The 20,956-nt window shown below is 75.4% G+C and carries 1 protein-coding gene; it reads right to left on the bottom strand.

The window, feature by feature from the left end:
• Positions 1 to 35 precede the first annotated feature (35 nt).
• A complete protein-coding gene (locus tag ACH4UM_RS25915; RefSeq protein ID WP_398183810.1) occupies positions 36 to 20,951 on the bottom strand; it encodes a non-ribosomal peptide synthase/polyketide synthase in 20,916 nt (6,971 codons plus the stop codon).
• Positions 20,952 to 20,956: the final 5 nt, after the last annotated feature.

Here is a 20,956-nt window from a genome sequence, read left to right as displayed (position 1 = left end):
GAGACGTTCCGGCGCCGGGCGGCCGGGGCCCGCCGTCACCGGTCTCCCCTGGCGTGCCGCGCGATGTGGCGCAGCGCCTGGGCGAACTCCTCCGCGACTCGGCGTATCGTCGCCGTGTCGTGGAGGCCGGTGCGGTGGTGCCAGGTGAAGGCGAGGCGGCCGTTCTGCGCCGCGCCCACCACCTCGACGGGGTGGGACCCGCCGTCTCGCGGGTCGTGGTCCTGACCGAACGATCCGTGTTCGGCCCGGATCAGGCCGCCCTCGGCGGTCGCCGGCCGCGCGTCCCACTGGCCGAGGTAGTTGAACACCACCTGCCCGTGCGCGGCCGTACCGAGGCGCTTGCGTACCTCGGGCGGGCCGTAGGTGCGCAGTGCGCCGAAGCCGAGCCCGTTGCCGGGAACCGCGCGCAGTTGGCGGCGGACCGACTTCACCAGCGACCGCCAGTCGCGGCCGGCACCGAGGTCGCCGGGATCGGGGACCCGCAGGGCGACGGGGTGGACGGTGGTGAACCAGCCGACCGTACGGGAGAGGTCCGCCCCGTCGAGCAGGTCCTCGCGGCCGTGTCCCTCGAGATCGAGGCGGACCCGGTCGTGGCCGGTCCAGCGGGCGAGCGCCAGGGCGAGCGCGGCCAGCAGGACGTCGTTGACGCGGGTGCGGTAGGCCGCCGGTGCGGCGCGCAGCAGGGCCGCGGTGTCCTCCTCGTCCAACTCCACGGTGTGCGCGGCGGTTTGCCGGAACTCCGGTTGCGGTGCGCCGTCGGCCGGGATCGGTTCGGCGGTCACGGCCGCCTCCCAGTAAGGCAGTTCGTGGTCCAGGCCGCCGTCGGCGACGTGCCCGGCCAGTCCCCGGGCCCAGTCCCGGTAGGAGGTGCCGCGCTCCCCCAGCGTGACCGGTTCCCCTTGGACGGCCTGCCGGTAGGCGGCCTCGAGGTCGTCGCGAAGGATCCGCCAGGAGACCGCGTCGACAACCAGGTGGTGCGCGACCAGCAGCAGGAAGACCGGGCGGTCCGGGTCACCGGTGAACAGGGCCGCTCGCAGCAGCGGGCCGCGGGCGAGGTCGAATCCGGTGTGCAGGTCGCCGGCGGCCTTCTCCATGGCCGTGCCGGCTTCCTCCGGCGGCAGTCCGGTGAGGTCGTACCGGGCGAGGATGCCCTCGGCCGCGGCCGGCGGCGGGTTGATCTGGTGCCAGCCGCCGGCGTCGAGGGTGAAGCGCATGCGCAGGGCGTCGTGGTGCTCCAGCAGGGCGTGCAGCGCGGTGTGCAGGGCCTCGGGATCCGGTGGGCCGTCCAGTTCCAGCAGTGCGGACTGGTTGAAGTGGCGGTGGCTGGCCCGCGGGGTGGACAGGAACCACTCCTGGATCGGGGTGAGCGGGACCTCGCCCGTCACCGGGCCGTCGCCCGGGCGGTCCGGGGCGGCGTGGACGACGGTGGCCAGTTCGGCCACGGTCTGGTGGGTGAACAGGTCGCGGGTGACCAGGTGCAGGCCGTCCCGCCGCAGCCGGGAGACGACCTGCATGCTCAGGATGGAGTCGCCGCCGAGGTGGAAGAAGTTGTCGTCCGCGCCGACCTCCGCCACACCCAGGACGTCGGCCCAGATCCGGGCGATACGGCGTTCGGTCCCGGTGCGCGGCGCGGTGCGCGGCCCGGTGGCCGTGCGCACGGGGGCGGGGGCGGGCAGCGCACGCCGGTCCGTCTTGCCGCTCGGGGTGAGCGGCAGCCGGTCCATCGGCACGAACACCGAAGGAACCATGTGCGGCGGCAGCACACCGGACAGGTGCTCGCGCAGTTCCGCCACGGGAACCTGGCCGGCGTCCGTCTCAAGGGCTCCGCCGGCGAGGACGACATAGGCGACGAGCCGCCCGGGGCCGGACGGCGGCCCGTCGTGGGTGCCGTCGGTCCGTACCAGGACGGCGGCGTCGCGCACCAGGGGGCTGCGGCGCAGTGCGCTCTCGATCTCGCCCGGCTCGATGCGGAAGCCGCGCAGCTTGATCTGGTCGTCGGCACGTCCGGCGAACCGCAGTTGGCCGTCGGCGTCCCAGCGCGCCAGGTCGCCGGTGCGGTACATCCGCTCCCCGGGTGCCCCGAAGGGGTCGGCGACGAACCGTGCGGCGGTCAGCCCGGGGCGGTTGAGGTAGCCGCGGGCGAGGCCGGGGCCCGCCACGTACAGCTCGCCGGTGACTCCGGGCGGAACCGGGCGCAGTGCGGCGTCGAGGACGTGGACGCGGGTGGTGCCGGAAGGGACGCCGATCGGCGGTGCGCCCGCCCCGGGTGCCAGCGGGCCCGTCCAGGTGGCGACCACGGTCGCCTCGGTCGGCCCGTACGAGTTGATCATGCGGCGGCCGGGGGCCCACCGCTCGACCAGGTCGGCCGGGCACGCCTCGGCGCCGACGATCAGGGTGCGCAGGCCGGGCAGGGCGTCGGCCGCCTCGGGCGGCACGGTGGCCAGGGCGGCCGGGGGGATCAGCGTGTGGCTGATGCGGCGGTCGGCGAGCACCTCCGCCAGCCGCTCACCGACCAGCGGTCCCTCCTCGCCCGCAACCAGCGTCGCGCCACTGAGCAGGGACAGGCACAGTTCCAGTACGGAGGCGTCGAAGCTGGGTGAGGCGAACTGGAGCACCCGGTCGCCGGGGCCGGCGGCGTAGCGCTCGGCGGCGGCAGCGGCGAAGTCGGCCAGGCCCCGGTGGGTCACCACCACGCCCTTGGGTGTGCCGGTGGATCCGGAGGTGTAGATGACGTAGGCGGGATGGTCCGGCTCGAGCGGGGCGTTGCGGTCCGCGTCGGTGGGGGCGGTCTCCGGTCCGTCGGCGGCCCACACCTGAGTGGCCTCGTCCAGCACCAGCCGGGCGTCCGCGTCGCGGACCATGAAGTCTCGCCGTTGCGGGGCGTACTGCGGGTCGACCGGCAGGAAGGCCCCGCCGGCCTTGCTGACGGCGAGCTGTGCGACCACCGTCTCCGCGGCGCGTGGCAGTGCCAGAGCCACCACGCGCTCCGGGCCCACGCCACGGCGGATGAGCCGGTGGGCCAGCCGGTTGGCCGCCCGGTCCACCTCGGCGTACGTCAGCTCGCGGGTGCCCCCGGCCAGCGCCACCGCGTCGGGAGTGCGGGCCGCCCGCCGCTCGAACAGCTCCGCCAGTGTCGCGGCCGGCACCGGTGGGAAGGTACCGCGCCCCTGCTCCAGCAACGGCTCCAGCTCCTCGTCCGAGGCGAGTGGCAGGGCGCCCAGGGCGCGGTCGGGGTGGTCAGCGACGGCGGTCAGCAGGGTGGCCAGCCGGCTCGCCATCCGCTCGGCGGTGACGGTGTCGAACAGGTCGCTGCTGTAGGTGATCAGGCCGTGCAGGGCGCCGGAGTCCGTCTCGGCGAACTCCAGGGTGAGGTCGAACGCCGACCGCTCCAGTTCGGGTTCGACGTCGGTGACGTCCAGGCCCGGCAGGTCGAGGTCGGCGGCCGGCGTGTTCTGCAGGACGACCATGACCTGGAAGAGGGGGGTGCGGCTGGTGTCGCGCACCGGCTGCACCTCGTCCACCACGCGCTCGAAGGGCACGTCCTGGTGGGCGAAGGCGTCCAGGACCGTCCGGCGCACCTCGGAGAGGAATGCGGTGAAGGGCTGTTGCGCCTCGACCCGTGAGCGCAGCACCAGCGTGTTGACGAAGAAGCCGACCAGGTTCTGTGTCTCGGCCCGGTCGCGGCCGGACGTGACCGTGCCGACGGCGATGTCCTGCCCCCCGGACAGCCGCGCCAGGAACGTCTGGGCGGCGGCGACGAGCGTGGTGAACAGCGTGGTTCCGCGGCTGCGGCCGACCTCGCGCAGCCGGCCGGCCGTCCGCGGCGGCAGGACGAGACGGGCCGTCGCGCCGTTGCTGGTGCGCACCGGTGGACGGGGGCGGTCGGTGGGCAGGTCGAGCGCCTCTGTGCCGGCCAGGCGCTCCTTCCAGTAGGCGAGTTGTGCGTCCCCGGCCGCGGCGCCCGCGGTGCGCTGCCAGTGCGCGTAGTCCGCGTACTGGATGGGAAGAGGGGACAACTGCTCGGTGGTGGTGCCCAGTTCGGTGCGGTAGAGGTGGGCCAGGTCGCCGGTGAGTACGGACGTCGACCAGCCGTCCGTGACGATGTGGTGCAGGGTGAGGGCCAGCACGTGGTCGTCGCCCGCCAGCCGGACCAGACCGGCCCGGAACAGGGGGCCTTCACGCAGGTCGAACGGGCGTGTGCGCTCCTTTGTCAGCAGCCGCCGCAGCCGGGCGGCGCGCTCCTCCTCCGGCAGGTCCGCAAGGTCGTGCAGCGGCACGGGAACGTCCTGGGGCGGATGCACGATCTGCACGCCGCGGCCGTCCACGGAGTCGAAGGTGGTGCGCAGCGATTCGTGCCGTGCCACGAGAGCCCGCAGCGCCGCGGTGAGGGCGCGGCTGTCGAGCGCGCCACACAGGCGCAGGGCGAGCGCGGTCACGTACTCGGTGCCGCCCGGCGCGAACTCCTCGAGGAACCACAGGCGTTGCTGGGCGAACGACATCGGCACGGTCCCGTCACGGGGGACGGGGACGATGGCGGGCAGGCCGGTCACTTCGGCGCGCCGGCCGGTCAGCAGCCGGGCGAGCGCCGCCGGGGTGGGGTGGGTGAACACCGCGCGCGGTGTGAGCTCGGCGCCGAACGCCTCGGCCAGGCGGGAGGCGAGACGGATGCTGAGGATGGAGTCGCCGCCCAGCTGGAAGAAGTCGTCCTGCACGCCGGGCCGTTCGGCGCCCAGCACCTCGGCGAAGACCTCGACGGCGCGGTGCTCGGCCTCGGTGCGGGGCTCGGCCCGCGGGCCGCGCTCCAAGACGGCGGCCGTCTGCGGCGCAGGAAGCGCCGCCCGGTCGACCTTGCCGTTGCCGCTGAGGGGGAGAGCGGCCAGTGCGACGAACGCCGACGGGACGAGGTGGTCGGGCAGTGTGCGCCGTGCGAACGCCCGCAGCTCCTCGGCGTCGTCCCCGGCCGGGCCGACCACGTAGGCGACCAGCCTGCGCGCGCCGGGCCGGTCCTCACGGGCCGCCACCGCCACGTCCGCGACGCCGGGGTGGGCGGCCAGGGCGGCCTCCACCTCTCCCGGCTCGACCCGGAAGCCGCGGATCTTCACCTGGTCGTCCGCGCGGCCCAGGAACTCGACGGTGCCGTCCGGGCGGCGCCGGGCCAGGTCGCCGGTGCGGTACATCCGGGCGCCGGGCCGGCCGAGGGGATCTGCCAGGAACCGGGCCGCGGTTTCACCGGGGGCGCCCAGGTATCCGCGTGCGACGCCTTCCCCGGCCACGTACAGCTCGCCCGCCCAGCCGGGCGGGACGGGCCTCAACCGGCCGTCGAGGACGTGGACCCGCATGTCGTCCAGGGGGTGGCCGACGGGAACGGTGCCGGGCACCGCCGAAGCGTCGCTCAGCGGGCAGGAGGTGGCGAAGGTGGTGGTCTCGGTCGGTCCGTAGCCGTCCACCACGGTGAGCCCGGGGCAGGCGGCCAGGACCCGGCGCACGGCGGCGGCCGGGACGACGTCACCGCCGGTCCACACCTGCCGCAGGCCCGCGAAGCAGTCCGGCGCGTCCTGGGCCAGCAGCCGGAACAGGCCGGCCGTCAGCCACAGCGCGGTCGGGCCGTCCCCGCCCCCGAGCCGGCGCAACAGGCCGGCGTCCACCGTCTGCCCGGGGGCGACGATCACGCAACCGCCGTTGAGCAGCGGCGCCCAGACCTCGAACGTGGCGGCGTCGAACGCCACCGGCGAGTGCATCAGCACACGTGCGCACACGCCGTCCGCGAAACGGCTGTCGGTGGCCAGCGCGGCGACGTCGCGGTGCCGGACCGCCACCGCCTTGGGCTGTCCCGTGGATCCGGAGGTGAACATCACGTAGGCGAGCCGGTCGGGGTCGACGGCCGGCAGGCCCCGCGGCCGTGAGGCACGCGCGGACACCTCCGGTCCACCTGCGGGGCCCGAGGCGGCCACGCCCCCGGCTGTCCGGTTCCGCCCGGCGTGGGCCGCGGCCACACCGTCCTCGGCCCCACCGACCGCCGACGTCGCGGCGTTCCCCCCGATCGGTCCCGCCCCGGCGCCGGGTGCGGCCGGTCCGTCCACGGCGGCGGTGACCGCCAGCTCGGCGATCCCTCGCGCCATGGCCTCCTCCCCCGCCGCGGGACGGGCGCGGGCGACCTCGCCGGCCGTGAGAGTGACCGTGACGCCGGCCCGGGCGAGCAGGGTCCGGCTCCGCTCCCCGGGGGCCCGGGTGTCGACGGGCACGTAGGCGCCGCCCGCCTCGAGGACCGCCAGCTGCGCTACGACGAGTTCGGCGGAGCGTTCCATCGGCAGCGCCACCCGGTCCTCCGGCGCCAGTCCGCCCGCCAGCAGCCGGGCGGCAAGGCGGTGCGCCCATCGGGCCAGCTGACGGTATGTGAGTACGCGGTCCCCGTCGCGCAGCGCGGCCGCGTCCGGCGTGCGGGCGGCCTGCTCGGCGAACAGGTCCACCGGGCTGCGCGGCACCGCCTCCCGGGCAGTGGCGTTCCACGCCCGGAGCAGCTCCCGGTCGGCCGTGGTGAGCAGGTCGAGGTCGTCCACATCCCCCTCGATGCCGTCGGCGAGGGCGGTGAGCAGCGCGGCCAGGCGGGCCGCGGCACGCTCCACCGTGGCCGGGTCGAACAGGGCGTCGTCGTAGGCCAGGTCGAATCCGAGCCGGTCGGCCAGGTGGGCGCGCAGGCACCACGGGAACGTGGCGGCGTCGTCGGCGCGCACCTCCTCGACCCGCACGCCGGTCCGGGCCGTCGCCGACTCGTCGACGGGGTAGTTCTCGAACACCACCATGCTGTCGAACAGCGGCTCGCCCGCCGGGACGTCGCTGTGGGCCTGGATACGGGGCAGCGCGAGGAAGTCGAAGCGCCGGGCCTCGCTCTGCTGCTCCTGAAGGTCGCGCAGCCAGGCACGCACGCCACCGCCGGGGACGCGGACCCGGGTCGGCACGGTGTTGATGAACATGCCGATCATGGAGTCGACACCGGGCAGTTCGGCCGGACGGCCGGAGACGGTGGTGCCGAACACCACGTCCCGGCGGCCGCTGCAGCGGGCCAGCAGCAGGGCCCAGGCGCCCTGCACCACGGTGTTGACGGTCAGTCCGGCGCGCGCGGCCGTCTCCCGCAGCCGCTGCGACACCTGTTCGTCGAGCTCGTGGTGGACGGCCGCGGCGGCGCGGGCGCGGTGGGCCTCGGCGGGCGTGCGGTCGTACGGCAGCGGGGTGCGCGCGGTGAAACCGGACAGGACGCCGGCCCAGTGCCGCTCGGCGGCGTCCTGGTCCTGTGCGTCCAGCCACCGCAGGAAGTCGGCGAAGGGCCGCCGGACGGGCGCGGCGGCGTCCTGCCCGCCGGTCAGGGCCGCGTAGCGCTCGCACACCTCGGTGAGCAACTGGCCGGTGCTCCAGCCGTCCAGGGCGAGGTGGTGGGTGGACCACAGCAGCAGCACCTCGTCGCCGGGCAGGGCGGCCAGGGTGAGGCGGGTCAGTGGCGCGGTGGTCAGATCCATGCCGCTCGCGCGGTCCGCGGCCAGCAGCCGTTCGGTCTGCTCGGCCCGGCGCTCCGGCGCCAGGTGGCGCCAGTCCAGGTGGGTGAGGGGAAGCTCGGCACGGTGGTGGACGAGCTGCACCGGGTACGGCAGGCCCCGCCAGTGCACGCTGGTGCGCAGCGCGGGGGTGCGGTCGGCGACCTGTTGCCAGGCCGCGGCGAACGCCCTCGGGTCGGCGACCCCGGACAGCCGTACGGCTGTGCGGTCGAAGTAGGCGCCCTCCGTGTCGACCAGCCCGTGGAAGAGCATGCCGGACTGCAGCGGGGTCAGCGGGAGCACGTCGGCGACCTGCCGTCCGTCGCCGACCAGCCGGTCCAGCTGGTCCTGGGTGAGGCGGGCCAGCGGGAAGTCGGACGGGGTGCGGCCACCCGTGCCGGGACGGGCGCAGTGCGCGACGATCTCGCGCAGGGCCGCGCACATGCCGTCGGCCAGGCTGCGCACGGTCGCCTCGTCGTAGACGGCCGTGGGGTAGGTCCAGCCGAGTTCGAGCCGTCCCCGCTGGACCACGCCCGTGACGTCCAGCAGATAGGGACGGTCCTCGTCCGGATCGGTGTCGCGGCCGGCCGGGGGCAGGGCCGCGCGGTAGAGGCCGGGCTGCTGCGGGCCGGACGCGGCTCCCGCGTCCCACTGGCCGTGGTAGTTGAACCCGATCCGTGGCGTCGGTGCCTTCGCGAGGGGGCCCCGGGGCAGCAGGTGACGCAGGGCCCCGTGGCCGAGGCCGTGCAGCGGCACCGCGCGCAGCTGCTCCTTGACCGACCGGAGGGTGTCGTGCCAGCCGGCGTCGGGGGCGACGCTCAGCGCGAGCGGGAACTCCGCGGTGAACCAGCCCACGGTGCGCGACAGGTCCACGTCGTCGAAGAGGTCCTCACGGCCGTGCCCTTCCACGCCGACCAGGACGGTGTCGCGTCCGCACCAGCGGGCCAGGGTGCGGCCCAGGGCGCTGAGGAGGACGTCGTTGACCTGGGTGCGGTACACGTCGGGGACCTGGCGGAGCAGGGCGCCGGTCACCTCGGAATCCAGCACGACGGTGACGGTGGCGGCGGTGGCGTGGGTGTTGGGTCCGGGCCGTCCGGCCGGCAGCGCCGCCGGAGCCGCGCAGGTACGCCTCCAGTGGTCGGCGTCGGCGTCCAGGGCGCCGGAACGGGTGTGGCGTTCCAGGCGGATGGCCCACTGGCCGTAGGGCGTTCCCGCCGGGGGCAGTTCGACGGGCCGGCCTGCGGCGGCCGCGCGGTGGGCGGCCTCGAGGTCGTCCAGCAGGATGCGCCAGGACACTCCGTCCACGGCCAGGTGGTGGACGGTGACGACGAGCTGCGGCGGGCGGCCGGGGCCGCCGTCGAAGAAGAGGAAGCGGGCGACCCGGCCCTCTGTGGGGTCGAGCAGCGCCTGTGCCGTGTCCGTGGCGCGCTGCACCTCCCGCTCCAGCGCCTCGGGGTCCAGGCCCGCCACGTCGTGGCGGGTGAAGACGCCGTCCGGTGCCTCGGGCAGCACTTCCTGGCGCCACTGGCCGGTGGCGGCGCGATACCGGGTGCGCAGGGCCGCGTGGTGGCGCACCAGCGCGCCGGCCGCCGAGGACAGGGCCGACGGGGTGGTGCCCGGGGCCAGTTCGAGGCGCTGGGTCATGGTGAAGCGCAGGGCGTCACCGGGTCGGCGGCCGTCCAGGTACCAGTGCTGGATCGGCGTCAGCGGCGCCTCGCCGGGCGGGGCCTGCGCGCCGTCGGCCGGCCCGGCCGTCTCGCCGGCGCACCGGGCGAGTTCGGCGACGGTCTGGTGGCGGAAGACGTCCTTGGTGGTGAGGGCCAGCCCGCCCTGACGGGCGCGGGAGACGATCTGGATGCTGAGGATGGAGTCCCCGCCGAGCGTGAAGAAGTTGTCGTGCGCGCCCACGCGCGGGACGCCCAGCACCTCGGCCCAGATGGCGGCCAGGCGCGCCTCGGTGCCGGGCCGGGGAGCCACGTGGGCGGTGGTGCCGTCGGGCTGTGCGGGCGGGGCGGGCAGCGCCCGCCGGTCGGTCTTGCCGCTGGTGGTGCGGGGGATGCGGTCCAGCGGCACGAACGCCGCGGGCACCATGTGGCCGGGCAGCGTCCGCCGCAGCCGGACCCGGAGTTCGTCGCCCGGCGGGATCCGGTCCCCGGCGGGCACCAGGTAGCCGACGAGCATGACGCGGCCGGCGTGCTCGCGGGCGGTGACGACGGCGTCGGCGACGTCCGGGTGGTCGAGCAGGGCGGCCTCCACCTCGCCCGGTTCGATGCGGAACCCCCGGATCTTGACCTGTTCGTCGACCCGGCCGAGGAACTCCAGCTGCCCGTGCGTGTCCCAGCGGGCGCGGTCACCGGTGCGGTACATCCGCTCTCCCGGCGCCCCGAAGGGGTCGGCCAGGAAGCGTGCGGCGGTCGGGCCGGGCCGGTTCAGGTAGCCGCGGGCCACCTGCGCCCCGGCGAGGTACAGCTCGCCGGGCACCCCGGGCGGCACCGGTTGCAGTGCGCCGTCGAGCACGTGGGCCCGCAGGTTGCCGCCCGGGCGTCCGATGACCGGCCGGTCGGGGTGGTCGGCGCAACGGCCGTAGACGGCGTCGACGGTGCACTCGGTGGGCCCGTACATGTTGTACGCGCTCACCCCGAGGTCGTCCTTCGCCCGGCACAGCTCCCGCCAGGCGGTCGTGCCGACGGGCTCGCCGCCCACCAGCAGCAGCCGCGGGTGGTGGCGGCCGGGGGCGAGCAGTCCGGCGGCGGTCAGCTCGCGCAGGAAGGACGGGGTGACGTTCACCAGGTCGAGGCGGCGCTCGGCGACCTGGGCGCAGAACGCCTCCGGGTCCAGCCGTACGTCCTCGTCCACCAGGTGAACCTCCTGGCCGAGGGCGAGCAACAGCGGTCCCTCCCAGGAGGTGTCGAAGGAGAACGAGGCGCTCAGCGCGGCGCGCAGCCTTCGCCCGTCCGCGGTGTGCGGGGCGACGAGGGCCTCCCGGTGGTCGTGGCAGAGGTTGGCCAGGTGGCGGTGCTCCACCGCGACACCCTTGGGCCGGCCGGTGGAACCGGACGTGTAGACGACGTACGCGGTGTTCTGCGGATGCAGCGGCCGCAGCCGGTCGGCGTCGGTGGGGTCGTGGGCGGGAAGCCGGCCGAACGGCACCTCGCGCAGCGTGTCGGCCGTGAGGACGGTGTGCGCGGCGGCGTCGGCGAGGAGGAGGGCGGCGCGCTCCTCCGGCAGGTCCGGGTCGAGGCAGAGGAGGGCGGAGCCCGACTTGAGCACGGCGAACAGCGCCACGAGCAGTTCGGAGGTGCGCGGCAGCCGTACGGCCACCACGCGCTCCGGGCCGGCGCCGAGCGCGATCAGGTGGTGCGCGAGGCGGTTGGCCCGCTCGTTGAGCGTGGCGAAGTCCGAGGTGGTGTCGCGGGCCACCAGTGCGGTGGCGTGCGGGGAGCGGGCGGCCTGTGTCTCGAACAGGGCGGTGAGGGTGGTGTCCGCCGCGGGCAGGCGGATGCCCTGCCCTTGCCGGAGCACCTGGTGCCGTTCGCCGGCGGTCAGCAGGGGCAGGGCTCCGACGGCCGTGTCCGGGTCGGTGACGGCTGCCTCCAGCAGCAGGCGCAGCCGCGTGGCGAGCCGCTGGGCCGTGTCCGGGTCGAACAGGCCGGTGTCGTACTCCAGGTAGCCGGTCAGGCCACCGTCGCGCTCCACGAAGTCGAAGGCGAGGTCGAAGCCGGCGTTGCGCACCGGCGGGGTGACCGGTTCGACGTCCAGGCCGGGCAGCCGCGGGACCCGCGCACCGAGGTTGTGCAGGGCGACCATGACCTGGAACAGCGGCGTCCGGCTGGTGTCCCGCTCCGGCTGGAGGGCGTCCACCAGCCGCTCGAAGGGCACCTCCTGGTGGCCGAGCGCCTCCAGGACGGTGGTGCGCACCTGCGCCAGCAGCCGGCGGAACGGCATCGTGGCCCGCACCCGGCTGCGCAGCACCAGCGTGTTGACGAACATGCCGACCACGTCGTGCAGTTCGGGCCGCTCGCGGCCCGCGGTCACCGTGCCGACGGCGATGTCCTCCTGGCCGGCCCAGCGGGCGAGCAGCACTTGACAGGCCGTCAGCAGCGTCATGTAGAGGGTGGCGTCGGTCTCGTGGCCCATCTCGCGCAGCCGTTCGGTCAGTGCCGCGGGCAGGGTGAACGTCACCAGCGCTCCCTCGCGGCCGCGCACGGCCGGCCGCGGCCGGTCGGTGGGCAGTTCCAGCGGAGTCAGGCCGTCGAGCACCCGGCGCCAGTGGCCGAGGTCGGACTCGGCCCGGTCCGTGCGGCTGCGCTGCCAGGCGGCGTAGTCGATGTACCGCACGGGCAGTCCGGGCAGTTCCGGTGGGCGGTTCTCGAGGGCCGCCGCGTACAGTTCGCCGAGGTCGTGGCCGAGGACGGCCACGGACCAGCCGTCGGTGACGATGTGGTGGACGGCCAGTACCAGCACGTGTTCGCCGGGCGCCGGACGCGCCAGGCGCGCACGCAGCAGCGGTCCCGCCGACAGGTCGAACGGTGTGGCGGCCTCGCGCTGCAGCAGCGCGTCCAGCGCCGCCGTCGGGTCGCCGGCGCCGGTGAGGTCGTCGAGCGGCACGTGCACGGGGCAGGGCGGGTGGACCACCTGCCGGGCGGCGCCGTCGTCCTCGGCGAACGTGGTCCGCAGTGCCTCGTGCCGTGCGACGAGGCCGTCCAGCGCGGTGCGCAGGGCGGCCTCGTCGAGCGGGCCGCGCATCCGCAGGACGGACAGTGTCGTGTACTCGGTGCTGCCCGGCTCGAAGCGGTCGAGGAACCACAGCCGTTGCTGGGCGTACGACAGGGGCGGCGGGGTGTCCTCGGGGGCGGCCGGGATCAGGCCGGCGGCGGTGCTCTCCCCCGCGGGCGGATCGCCCAGGGCTGCGGCGAGCGCCGACACCGTGGGGTGGGTGAACAGCAGCCGCGGGGAGACGTCGGTGCCGAAGGCGGTGCGCAACCGGGAGGTGACGCGTACCGCGAGGATGGAGTCACCGCCGAGGGCGAAGAAGTCGTCGTCGGCGCCGACGACATCGGTGTCCAGCACATCGGCCCAGGCCGCGGCGACGAGGTGTTCGGCGCGGCTGCGGGGCGCGGTCCGGTCCGTGCCGGTGGCGAAGCCGTCCGGGCCGGGCGCGGGCAGCGAACGCCGGTCGAGCTTGCCGTTGGCGGTCAGCGGCAGTGCCGTCATCGGCACATAGGCGGCCGGCACCATGTGGGCGGGCAGCAGCCGTTCGAGGTGGGCGCGCAGTTCGGCGGCGGACGGTGGGGCTGCCGTCGCCTCCGCGCAGCGCGCGCCGACGACGTGGGCGACCAGCCGCCGGGTGCCGGAGGCGTCCTCGTACACGCCCACCGCGGCGGCGGCCACGCCCGGATGGGTGTGCAGAGCGGCCTCGATCTCGCCCGGTTCGATGCGGTAGCCGCGGATCTTCACCTGCTGGTCGGCGCGTCCGAGGTACTCCAGCGTGCCGTCGGCCCGCCACCGGGCCCGGTCGCCGGTGCGGTACATACGGCTGCCGGGGCGTCCGAACGGGTCGGCCACGAAGCGGGTCGCGGTGAGGCCGGGCCGGTTCAGGTAGCCGCGGGCCAGGCCCTCCCCCGCCACGTACATCTCGCCCACGGCACCGGGCGGTACGGGGGCCAGGGCGGTGTCCAGCACGTACACCCGCAGATCGGGGATGCCCGTGCCGATGGGGCCGGCGGTGCCGGCGCCGGCCGTGGAGCGGTCCAGGGGCGCGTAGGTGACGTGGACGGTGGTCTCGGTGATGCCGTACATGTTCACCAGGCGGGGGGCCGTGTCCGGGTGGCGGGCGTACCAGCCGGCCAGCCGGTCGACGTCCAGGGCCTCCCCGCCGAGGATCACGGTGCGCAGTGCCAGCCGTGCGCTCAGCTCGGGGTGTTCGGCGTCCGCGCGGGCCAGCGGGTAGAAGGCGGACGGGGTCTGGTTGAGGACCGTGACCTGTTCGTCGGCGAGCAGCCGCAGGAAGTCCTCCGGGGAGCGCGCGGTGTCGTCGGGTACGACGACGAGACGGCCGCCGTGCAGCAGCGGACCCCAGAGCTCCCACACCGAGAAGTCGAAGGCGCAGGAGTGGAACAGCGTCCACACGTCGTGCTCGTCGAAGCCGAACCACGGGCGGGTGCGGGTGAACAGCCGCACCACGTTGGCGTGCGGTACCACGACACCCTTGGGGCGGCCGGTGGAGCCCGAGGTGTGGATGGCGTAGGCAGGGCTGTCGGGCAGCGGGCGGCGGGCCGCTTCCGGGCCGGTGGCCGGACGCCGTTCGAGACCGGCCCGCACCGCCGTGTCGTCGAGCGGCAGGACGGGCACGCCGGCGCCCTCCGCCCGCCCGGCGGCGCCCGCGGTGGTCACCAGGACCACCGGTGCGGCGTCCCGCAGGAGCTGGACGAGACGTTCGGCGGGCAGTGCCGGGTCGACGGGCAGGTAGGCCGCGCCCGTCTTGAGGACGGCCAGCACCGCGACCACGAGGTCGGTGGACCGGGGCAGGGCGAGGGCCACGAACCGCTCGGGCCCGGCGCCGTGTTCGGCCAGCAGGTGAGCGAGCCGGCCGGCCCGCGCGTCGAGCGTGGCGTAGTCGAGGCGGTCGTCGCCGCAGGTGACGGCGAGGGCGCCGGGGGTGCGTGCGGCCTGGGCCTCGAAGAGGTCCACCAGGGTGTCGCCCGGCCGGCCCTGCGCGGTGCCGTTCCAGTCCACTACGACCCGCCGCCGTTCCTCGGCGGTGGTCCAGGCGAGCGAGCGCAGCGGCCGTCCGGGGTCCGCGGCTATCTCCGCGAGCAGCAGGCACAACCGGTCGGCGAGGGTCCGCACGGTGGCGGCGTCGAACAGCCGCGGGTCGTAGGCGAGGTCGAGGCCGAGGCGCTCGCCGCGGTAGGCGCGCAGCACCAGCGGGTAGTTGGTGGCGTCTCGGGAGGTGACTTCCACCAGGCGTATCCCGGAGCCGGCCGAACGGGCCGCGTCGAAGGGGTAGTTCTCGAAGGCGACCATGCTGTGGAACAGGGCACTGCCGGAGGGGACGTCGCTCATGCCGGTGAGTTCGGCCAGCGACACCGCGGAGAAGCGGCGCGACTCCGCCTGGGCCGTCTGAAGGTCCCGCAGCCACTCGGTGGCCGTCCGATGTCCGTCGACGCGCACCAGGGTGGGCAGGGTGTTGATGAACATGCCCACCATGTCCTCGACGCCGGGCAGGTCGTCGGGACGTCCGGAGACGGTGGTGCCGAAGACGACGTCCTGCTCGCCGCTGTAGCGGGACAGCAGCAGCGCCCAGGCGCCCTGCACCACGGTGCCGAGGGTGACGCCCGCTTCCCTGGCGGTGCGCGCGAGCCGCTCGGACGTCTCGTCGGACAGCCCGGCGGTGTGCACCCCGGCGGAGCGGGCCCGGTGCGCCTCGCGCAGGGGGCGGTCGACGGGCAGCGGGGTGGGCGTGGCGTACCCGGTGAGAACGCCTCGCCAATGGATGCGCGCGGCGTCGGCGTCCTGGTCGGCGAGCCACCGCACGTAGTCGCCGAAGGGGCGGCGCACCGGCGGCCGGGTCTCGGCTCCCGCGGTGAGCGCGGCGTACTCCTCGAACACCTCGGTGAGGACCTGGGCCAGACTCCAGCCGTCCAGGATCAGGTGGTGGGAGGTCCACAGCAGGTGGAGCCGGGCCTCGGGCAGCCGGACCATGGTGAGCCGCATCAGGGGCGCCGTGCCGAGGTCCAGGCCGCGCGCCAGGTCCTCGGCCCGCAGGGCGGCCAGCCGGTCGGCCCGCTCCCGGGGGTCCAGGGCACGCCAGTCCAGATGCGTCACGGGGACGCGGACGTCCCGGTGCACGACCTGAAGGGGCAGGGGGACGTCCTCCCAGACGACCGAGGTGCGCAGCGCGGGGGTGCGGTCGGCGACCCGCTGCCAGGCCAGGGCGAAGGCGTGCGGGTCCGCGATGCCCTCCAGCAGCAGTCCCGCCTGGTCGACGTACACGTCGTCCGGCCCGCCGACCAGGCGGTGGAAGAGCATGCCCTCCTGCAGCGGGGTGAGGGGCAGCAGGTCCTCCACGTCCCGGCCGTCGCCGGCCAACCGGTCCACGCCGGCCTGGTCCAGCCGGGCCAGGGGGAAGTCCGAAGGGGTGCGGCCGCCGGCGTCCGGTCGGGCGCAGTGCCCGGCGATCGCGGCCAGTGCCCCGAGCATGCCGTCCGCCAGGCCGCGGACGGTGTCCTCCTCGTGCACCTGGTCGCTGTAGTGCCAGGTGATCTCCAGCCGGCCGTCGGCCACCACGGCCGAGACGTCCAGCAGGTGGTCCAGCGGCTCGCCGGGCGCCATGTCCCGCCCCGGTACCTCCGCGGACGGCACGAAGTCCCGGTTCCCGGACGCCTCCCACTGCCCGTGGTAGGTGAAGCACACCTGGGGCAGCGGCAGATCACGCAGGGCCCGGGCCGCCGGGTCGGGTGAGCCCAGGCGGGCCAGGGCCTCGTAGCTCAGGCCCCGCCGGGGCACCGCCCGCAGCCGTTCCTTCACCGCCTTGAGCGTGCCACCCCAGTCGGGAGCGCCGGGCGCGCCGACGGGGGCGAGCGTGACCGGGTACTGACTGGTGAACCAGCCCACCGTCCGGGAGACGTCGACCTCGTCGGGCGCCGGCCCGCCGAGGTCCTCCCGGCCGTGGCCCTCCAGGGCGACCGTGACCCGCTCGCCGCCCGTCCAGTCGGACAGCACCCGGCCGAGCGCGCTGAGCAGCACGTCGTTGACCTGGGTGCGGTAGACGCCGGGCACCCGCCGCAGCAGGGCGCCGGTGGTGGCCCGGTCCAGCGCGCCGCGGACCGTGCGCACGGTTCCGGCCAGGGGCATGCCCGGGCGGTCCACCGGCAGCGGGGTGCGCGGTGCGGCGGTCTCGGCCGTCCAGTACGGCAGGTCGTCGTCCAGGTCGCCGGCCCGCACGCGCTCCGACAGATGCGCGGCCCAGTCCGCGAGCGGGGTGTGCTCGGGCTGCAGCAGGACGGTCCCGCCGGCGGCGGCCTGCCGGTAGGCCCGCTCCAGGTCGGCGAGGAGGATGCGCCAGGAGACTCCGTCCACGGCCAGGTGATGGGCGGTCAGGAACAGCTGGGGCCGCTCGCCGTCCGGGGGCAGCAGCAGGGCCGCGCGCAGCAGGGCGCCGGTGGCCGGGTCCAGGGCCGCGCGGGCGGCGCCCGCGGCCTCGGCGCGGGCGGTCGCGAGGTCCGCACCGGCCGCGGACAGGTCGTGACGGGACATCAGGCCGGTGCCGGGGCCCACGCCGGGAACCTGCTTCCAGGCGCCGGACCCGGCGTCCGTCGCCGTGTCCGGGACCGTGTGCGACGTGACGCTCGTCGTGGTGCCCGAGGTGATGCCCGTCCCGGGGTCCGGCGGGGTGCCCGTCCCGGTGTCCGAAGTGATGCCCGTCCCGGGGTCCGGCGGCTTGCCCGTCCCGGTGTCCGAAGTGATGCCCGTCCCGGTGTACGGCGGGGTGCCCGTCCCGGTGTCCGAAGTGATGCCCGTCCCGGGGTCCGGCGGCTTGCCCGTCCCGGTGTCCGAAGTGATGCCCGTCCCGGGGTCCGGCGGGGTGCCCGTCCCGGTGTCCGAAGTGATGCCCGTCCCGGGGTCCGGCGGCTTGCCCGTCCCGGTGTCCGAGGTGATGCCCGTCCCGGTGTACGGCGGGGTGCCGCTGCCCGGGTCCGGCACGGCGACGGGGACGGCGGCGGTACCGGCGTCCGTCGTGGCCCGCCCGCGGGTGAACCGGGTACGCAGTGCGGGATGGTGGGCCACCACCGCCTCCAGCGCCCGCTGAAGGGCCCGCTCGTCGAGGTCCCGCGGCAGGTCGAGCAACATCGACATGCTGAAGTGCCGCAGTGGGCCGTGCGTGGCGAAGAACCACTCCTGCACCGGCGTCAGCGGGCCGGGGCCGTCCTCGCGCGGTCCCCGGGGCGTGGGCAGGGCGGCGGTGCGTTGTGTGGCGGCCGCGGCCAGGGCGGACACGGTCTGGTGGCGGAAGACGTCGCCCGAAGTCAGCCGCAGCCCTGCGGCGCGGGCACGGGAGACGGCCTGGATGCTGAGGATCGAGTCGCCGCCCAGCTCGAAGAAGTTGTCCGTGACGCCCACCCGGGCCAGGCCGAGCACGTCGGCCCAGATACCGGCGAGCGCCTCCTCCTGAGTCGTCCGCGGGGCGACGATCTCCCGCTCGTGTCGGGCCCCTTCGAGATCTGGAGCGGGCAGGGCCCGCCGGTCCAGCTTGCCGCTGGTGGTCAGCGGCAGGGCGTCGAGCACGGTGAAGGAGGTCGGCACCATGTGGTCGGGCAGTACGTGCCGCAGGGCTGCCCGCAGTTCCGGGGGCGCGGGCCGGGGCGCCCCGGCGGCGGGGACGACGTAGGCGGCCAGCCGGGTGTGACCGTGGGCGTCGGTGACCGCGACCACCGCGGCCGCGCCGACGTCCGCCAGGTCCAGCAGGGCGGCCTCGACCTCGCCCGGCTCGATGCGGTGGCCGCGCACCTTGACCTGGTCGTCGGCGCGGCCCAGGTAGTCCAGCCGCCCGTCGGCGGTCCAGCGGGCCAGGTCGCCCGTGCGGTACATGCGGGTGCCGGCCGGCCCGAACGGGTCCGCGACGAACCGGGCGGCGGTCAGGCCCGGGCGGCCGGCGTAGCCGCGCGCCACCTGCTCGCCCGCGAGGTACAGCTCACCGCCCACACCGGGCGGCACCGGCCGCAGCCGGTCGTCGAGGACATAGGCACGTACGTTGGGCAGCGGCCGGCCCACCAGCGGGCGGCCGTCGCCCCGGATGCGGCAGACCAGGGCGTCGACGGTGCACTCCGTGGGGCCGTAGAAGTTGTACGCGGCCACGTCCTGCTGCTCGGCCAGCTCCCGCCACAGGGCGGGCCCGACCGCCTCGCCGCCGAGCATCAGCACCCGGGGGTGGTGGCGGGGGTCGGTGAGCAGTCCGGCGGGCAGCAACTGGCGCAGGTAGGAGGGGGTCAGGTCGAGGAAGTCGATACGGTGCGCGACGACGTACTCGACCAGGGCGGACGCGTCCGTGCGGGTCGTCTCGTCGACCAGGTGCAGCCGGTGGCCGTCGGCCATCAGCAGCACCCCTTCCAGGGACGTGTCGAAGGAGAAGGACGCGGTCAGCGCCACCCGCAACGGGTCTGCGCCCGCGTCGGCGACGAAACCCCCGCGGTGGGCGGCCAGCAGGTTCGCCAGCGAGCGGTGCGGCACGGCGACGCCCTTGGGACGGCCGGTGGAGCCGGAGGTGTAGATGACGTACGCGGTGTTCAGCGGGTGGAGCGGGGCAATGCGGTCGGCATCGCGGGGGTCGGTGTCGGAGGTGGTTTCGGGCACCGCTCGCAGGGCGGCCTCGTCCAGTACCAGGGCCGGACGGGCGTCCGCCAGCAGGAACCGGACGCGCTCCTCGGGCAGGGCGGGGTCGAGGGGCAGGTAGCCGGCGCCGGACTTCCAGACGGCGAGGATCGCCACGATCATGTCGGCGGTACGCGGCAGCCGCAGCGCGACCAGGCGTTCGGGGCCCGCGCCGAGGGAGATGAGGTGGTGGGCCAGCCGGTTGGCGCGGGCGTTGAGCGCCGCGTAGTCCAGATCCTCGTCCCCGGCGACGAGGGCGATGCCGTGCGGGGTGCGGGCCGCCCGCGCCTCGAAGGTCTCCGGGCAGGTGGCGCCGGGAAACGGGCGGGCGGTGTCGTTCCAGTCCCTTGTCACCTGCCGGGCCTCCCGCGGCGACAGCAGGGACAGCGTGCACAGCGGCTGGTCCGGTTCGGCGGCCGCGCCCGCCAGCAGGCGCAGCAGTTGCTCCGTCATCCGCCGCGCGGTGGCCTCGTCGAACAGGTCGGTGCGGTACTCCAGCAAGCCGGTCAGCCCTTCGCCGTCCGGCACGAACTCCACGCTGAGGTCGAAGGTGGCCGCCTGCCGGGGCACGGCGACCGGGGAGGTGGTCAGCCGGTGCAGGGCGGGGCTGGTGGGCGGGTCCGGATGCAGCAGGACCATCACGTCGAACAGGGGGTTGCGGCCCGCCTCGCGGGGCGCGCCGACCACCTCCACCAGTCGCTCGAACGGCGTATCGCCGTCGGCGAAGGCGTCGTTGACCGTGTCGGCCGCGGCCGTCAGCAGCTGCCGGAAGGATCCGGAGGGCTCCACGACGGTGCGCAGCACGATCGTGTTGACGAAGAAGCCGACGGCCCGCTCCAGGTCGGTGCGGGAGCGTCCGGGCGTCAGGGATCCGACCGTGATGTCGCCCTGGCCGGACCATCGGGCCAGCAGCGCCTGGCAGGCTGCTACGAGGCAGGTGAAGAGCGTGGTGTGCTGCCCGGCCGCGAGCCGGCGCAGCCTGGCCGTGACGTCCGCGGGGACGTGGAAGGAATGGACCGCGCCCGCTCCGGACTCCTCGCCGCGACGCGGGCGGTCCAGCGGCAGTTCCGGTGCAACCGCACCGGACAGCTTCTCCTTCCAGCGGGCGAGTTGCCGCTCCAGCCGTGGACCGCAGAGCCGCTCGCGCTGCCACACCGCGAAGTCCGGGTACTGGGTCGCCACCGGGCCCAGGTCTGGGGCGTCCCCGCGGGTCAACGCCTCGTAGAGGGCGCAGAGTTCGTCCAGCACCAGGCCCATCGACCAGCCGTCGGTCACGATGTGATGGGCGGTCAGCAGCAGGACGTGCGCGGTGGCCGACTCGCGCAGCAGCAGGGCCCTGAGCAGGGGGCCCGCCTGCAGGTCGAAGGGCCGGGAGTACTCCTCCAGCAGCGCCGCCTCCAGGTTCCTGTCCGCGGGCACGGGCCCGGACGCGGAGGTCACGGCCCGAACAGACGCCTGTGCGGCCGGATTTGTGCCAGGGTCCCCGACGATTTCGGGCATGCCCGCGTCCTGACCGGGTTGCCCCGTGACCGCTGCCGGACCGGATCCCGTCCCACCCGTGCCGGGCCCGGATCCCGTCGCACTCCCGTCGGTCCCGGATCCCGTCCCACTCCCGTCGGTCCCGGATCCCGTCCCGCCCTGTTCCGGACCGGGTGGTGGTGTGCCGATGTCGCGGAGGGGCAGCGGTACCGGGCCGGCCGGGTGCACGGTCTGCACGGGGCGGCCGTCCACCTCGTCGAAGGTGGTCCGCAGCGCCTCGTGGCGTTCCACCACGGCGGCCAGTGCCCGGGCGAGCGCCTCGCGGTCCAGCGGACCGCTCATCCGCAGGGCGACCGCGCTGTTGTAGCGCGCGTCGCCGGGCCGCAGCCGGTCCAGGAACCACAGCCGCTGCTGGGCGAAGGACGGCGGCACGGGCCGGGTCCGGTCGGCGCGCGGGATGCCCGGCGCCGCGGCGCTGCCCGCTGCCCCGCCGGCGCGTCCGGCCAGTCGCCGGCGCAGTGCCTCCTGCAGGTGCCGGGGCAGGGCCTCGGCGCGGTCTCGCTTCGAAGACGTCATGGTCG

This window comes from Streptomyces sp. NPDC020801 (assembly GCF_044334385.1).
In the GTDB taxonomy this organism is placed as follows: Bacteria; Actinomycetota; Actinomycetes; order Streptomycetales; family Streptomycetaceae; genus Streptomyces.
This window is presented reverse-complemented; position numbering and strand designations above follow the sequence as displayed.

Bases quoted from the DNA above. Each gene is read 5' to 3' on its own strand.
- ACH4UM_RS25915 (WP_398183810.1), bottom strand. From the start codon at position 20,951: ATGACGTCTTCGAAGCGAGACCGCGCCGAGGCCCTGCCCCGGCACCTG.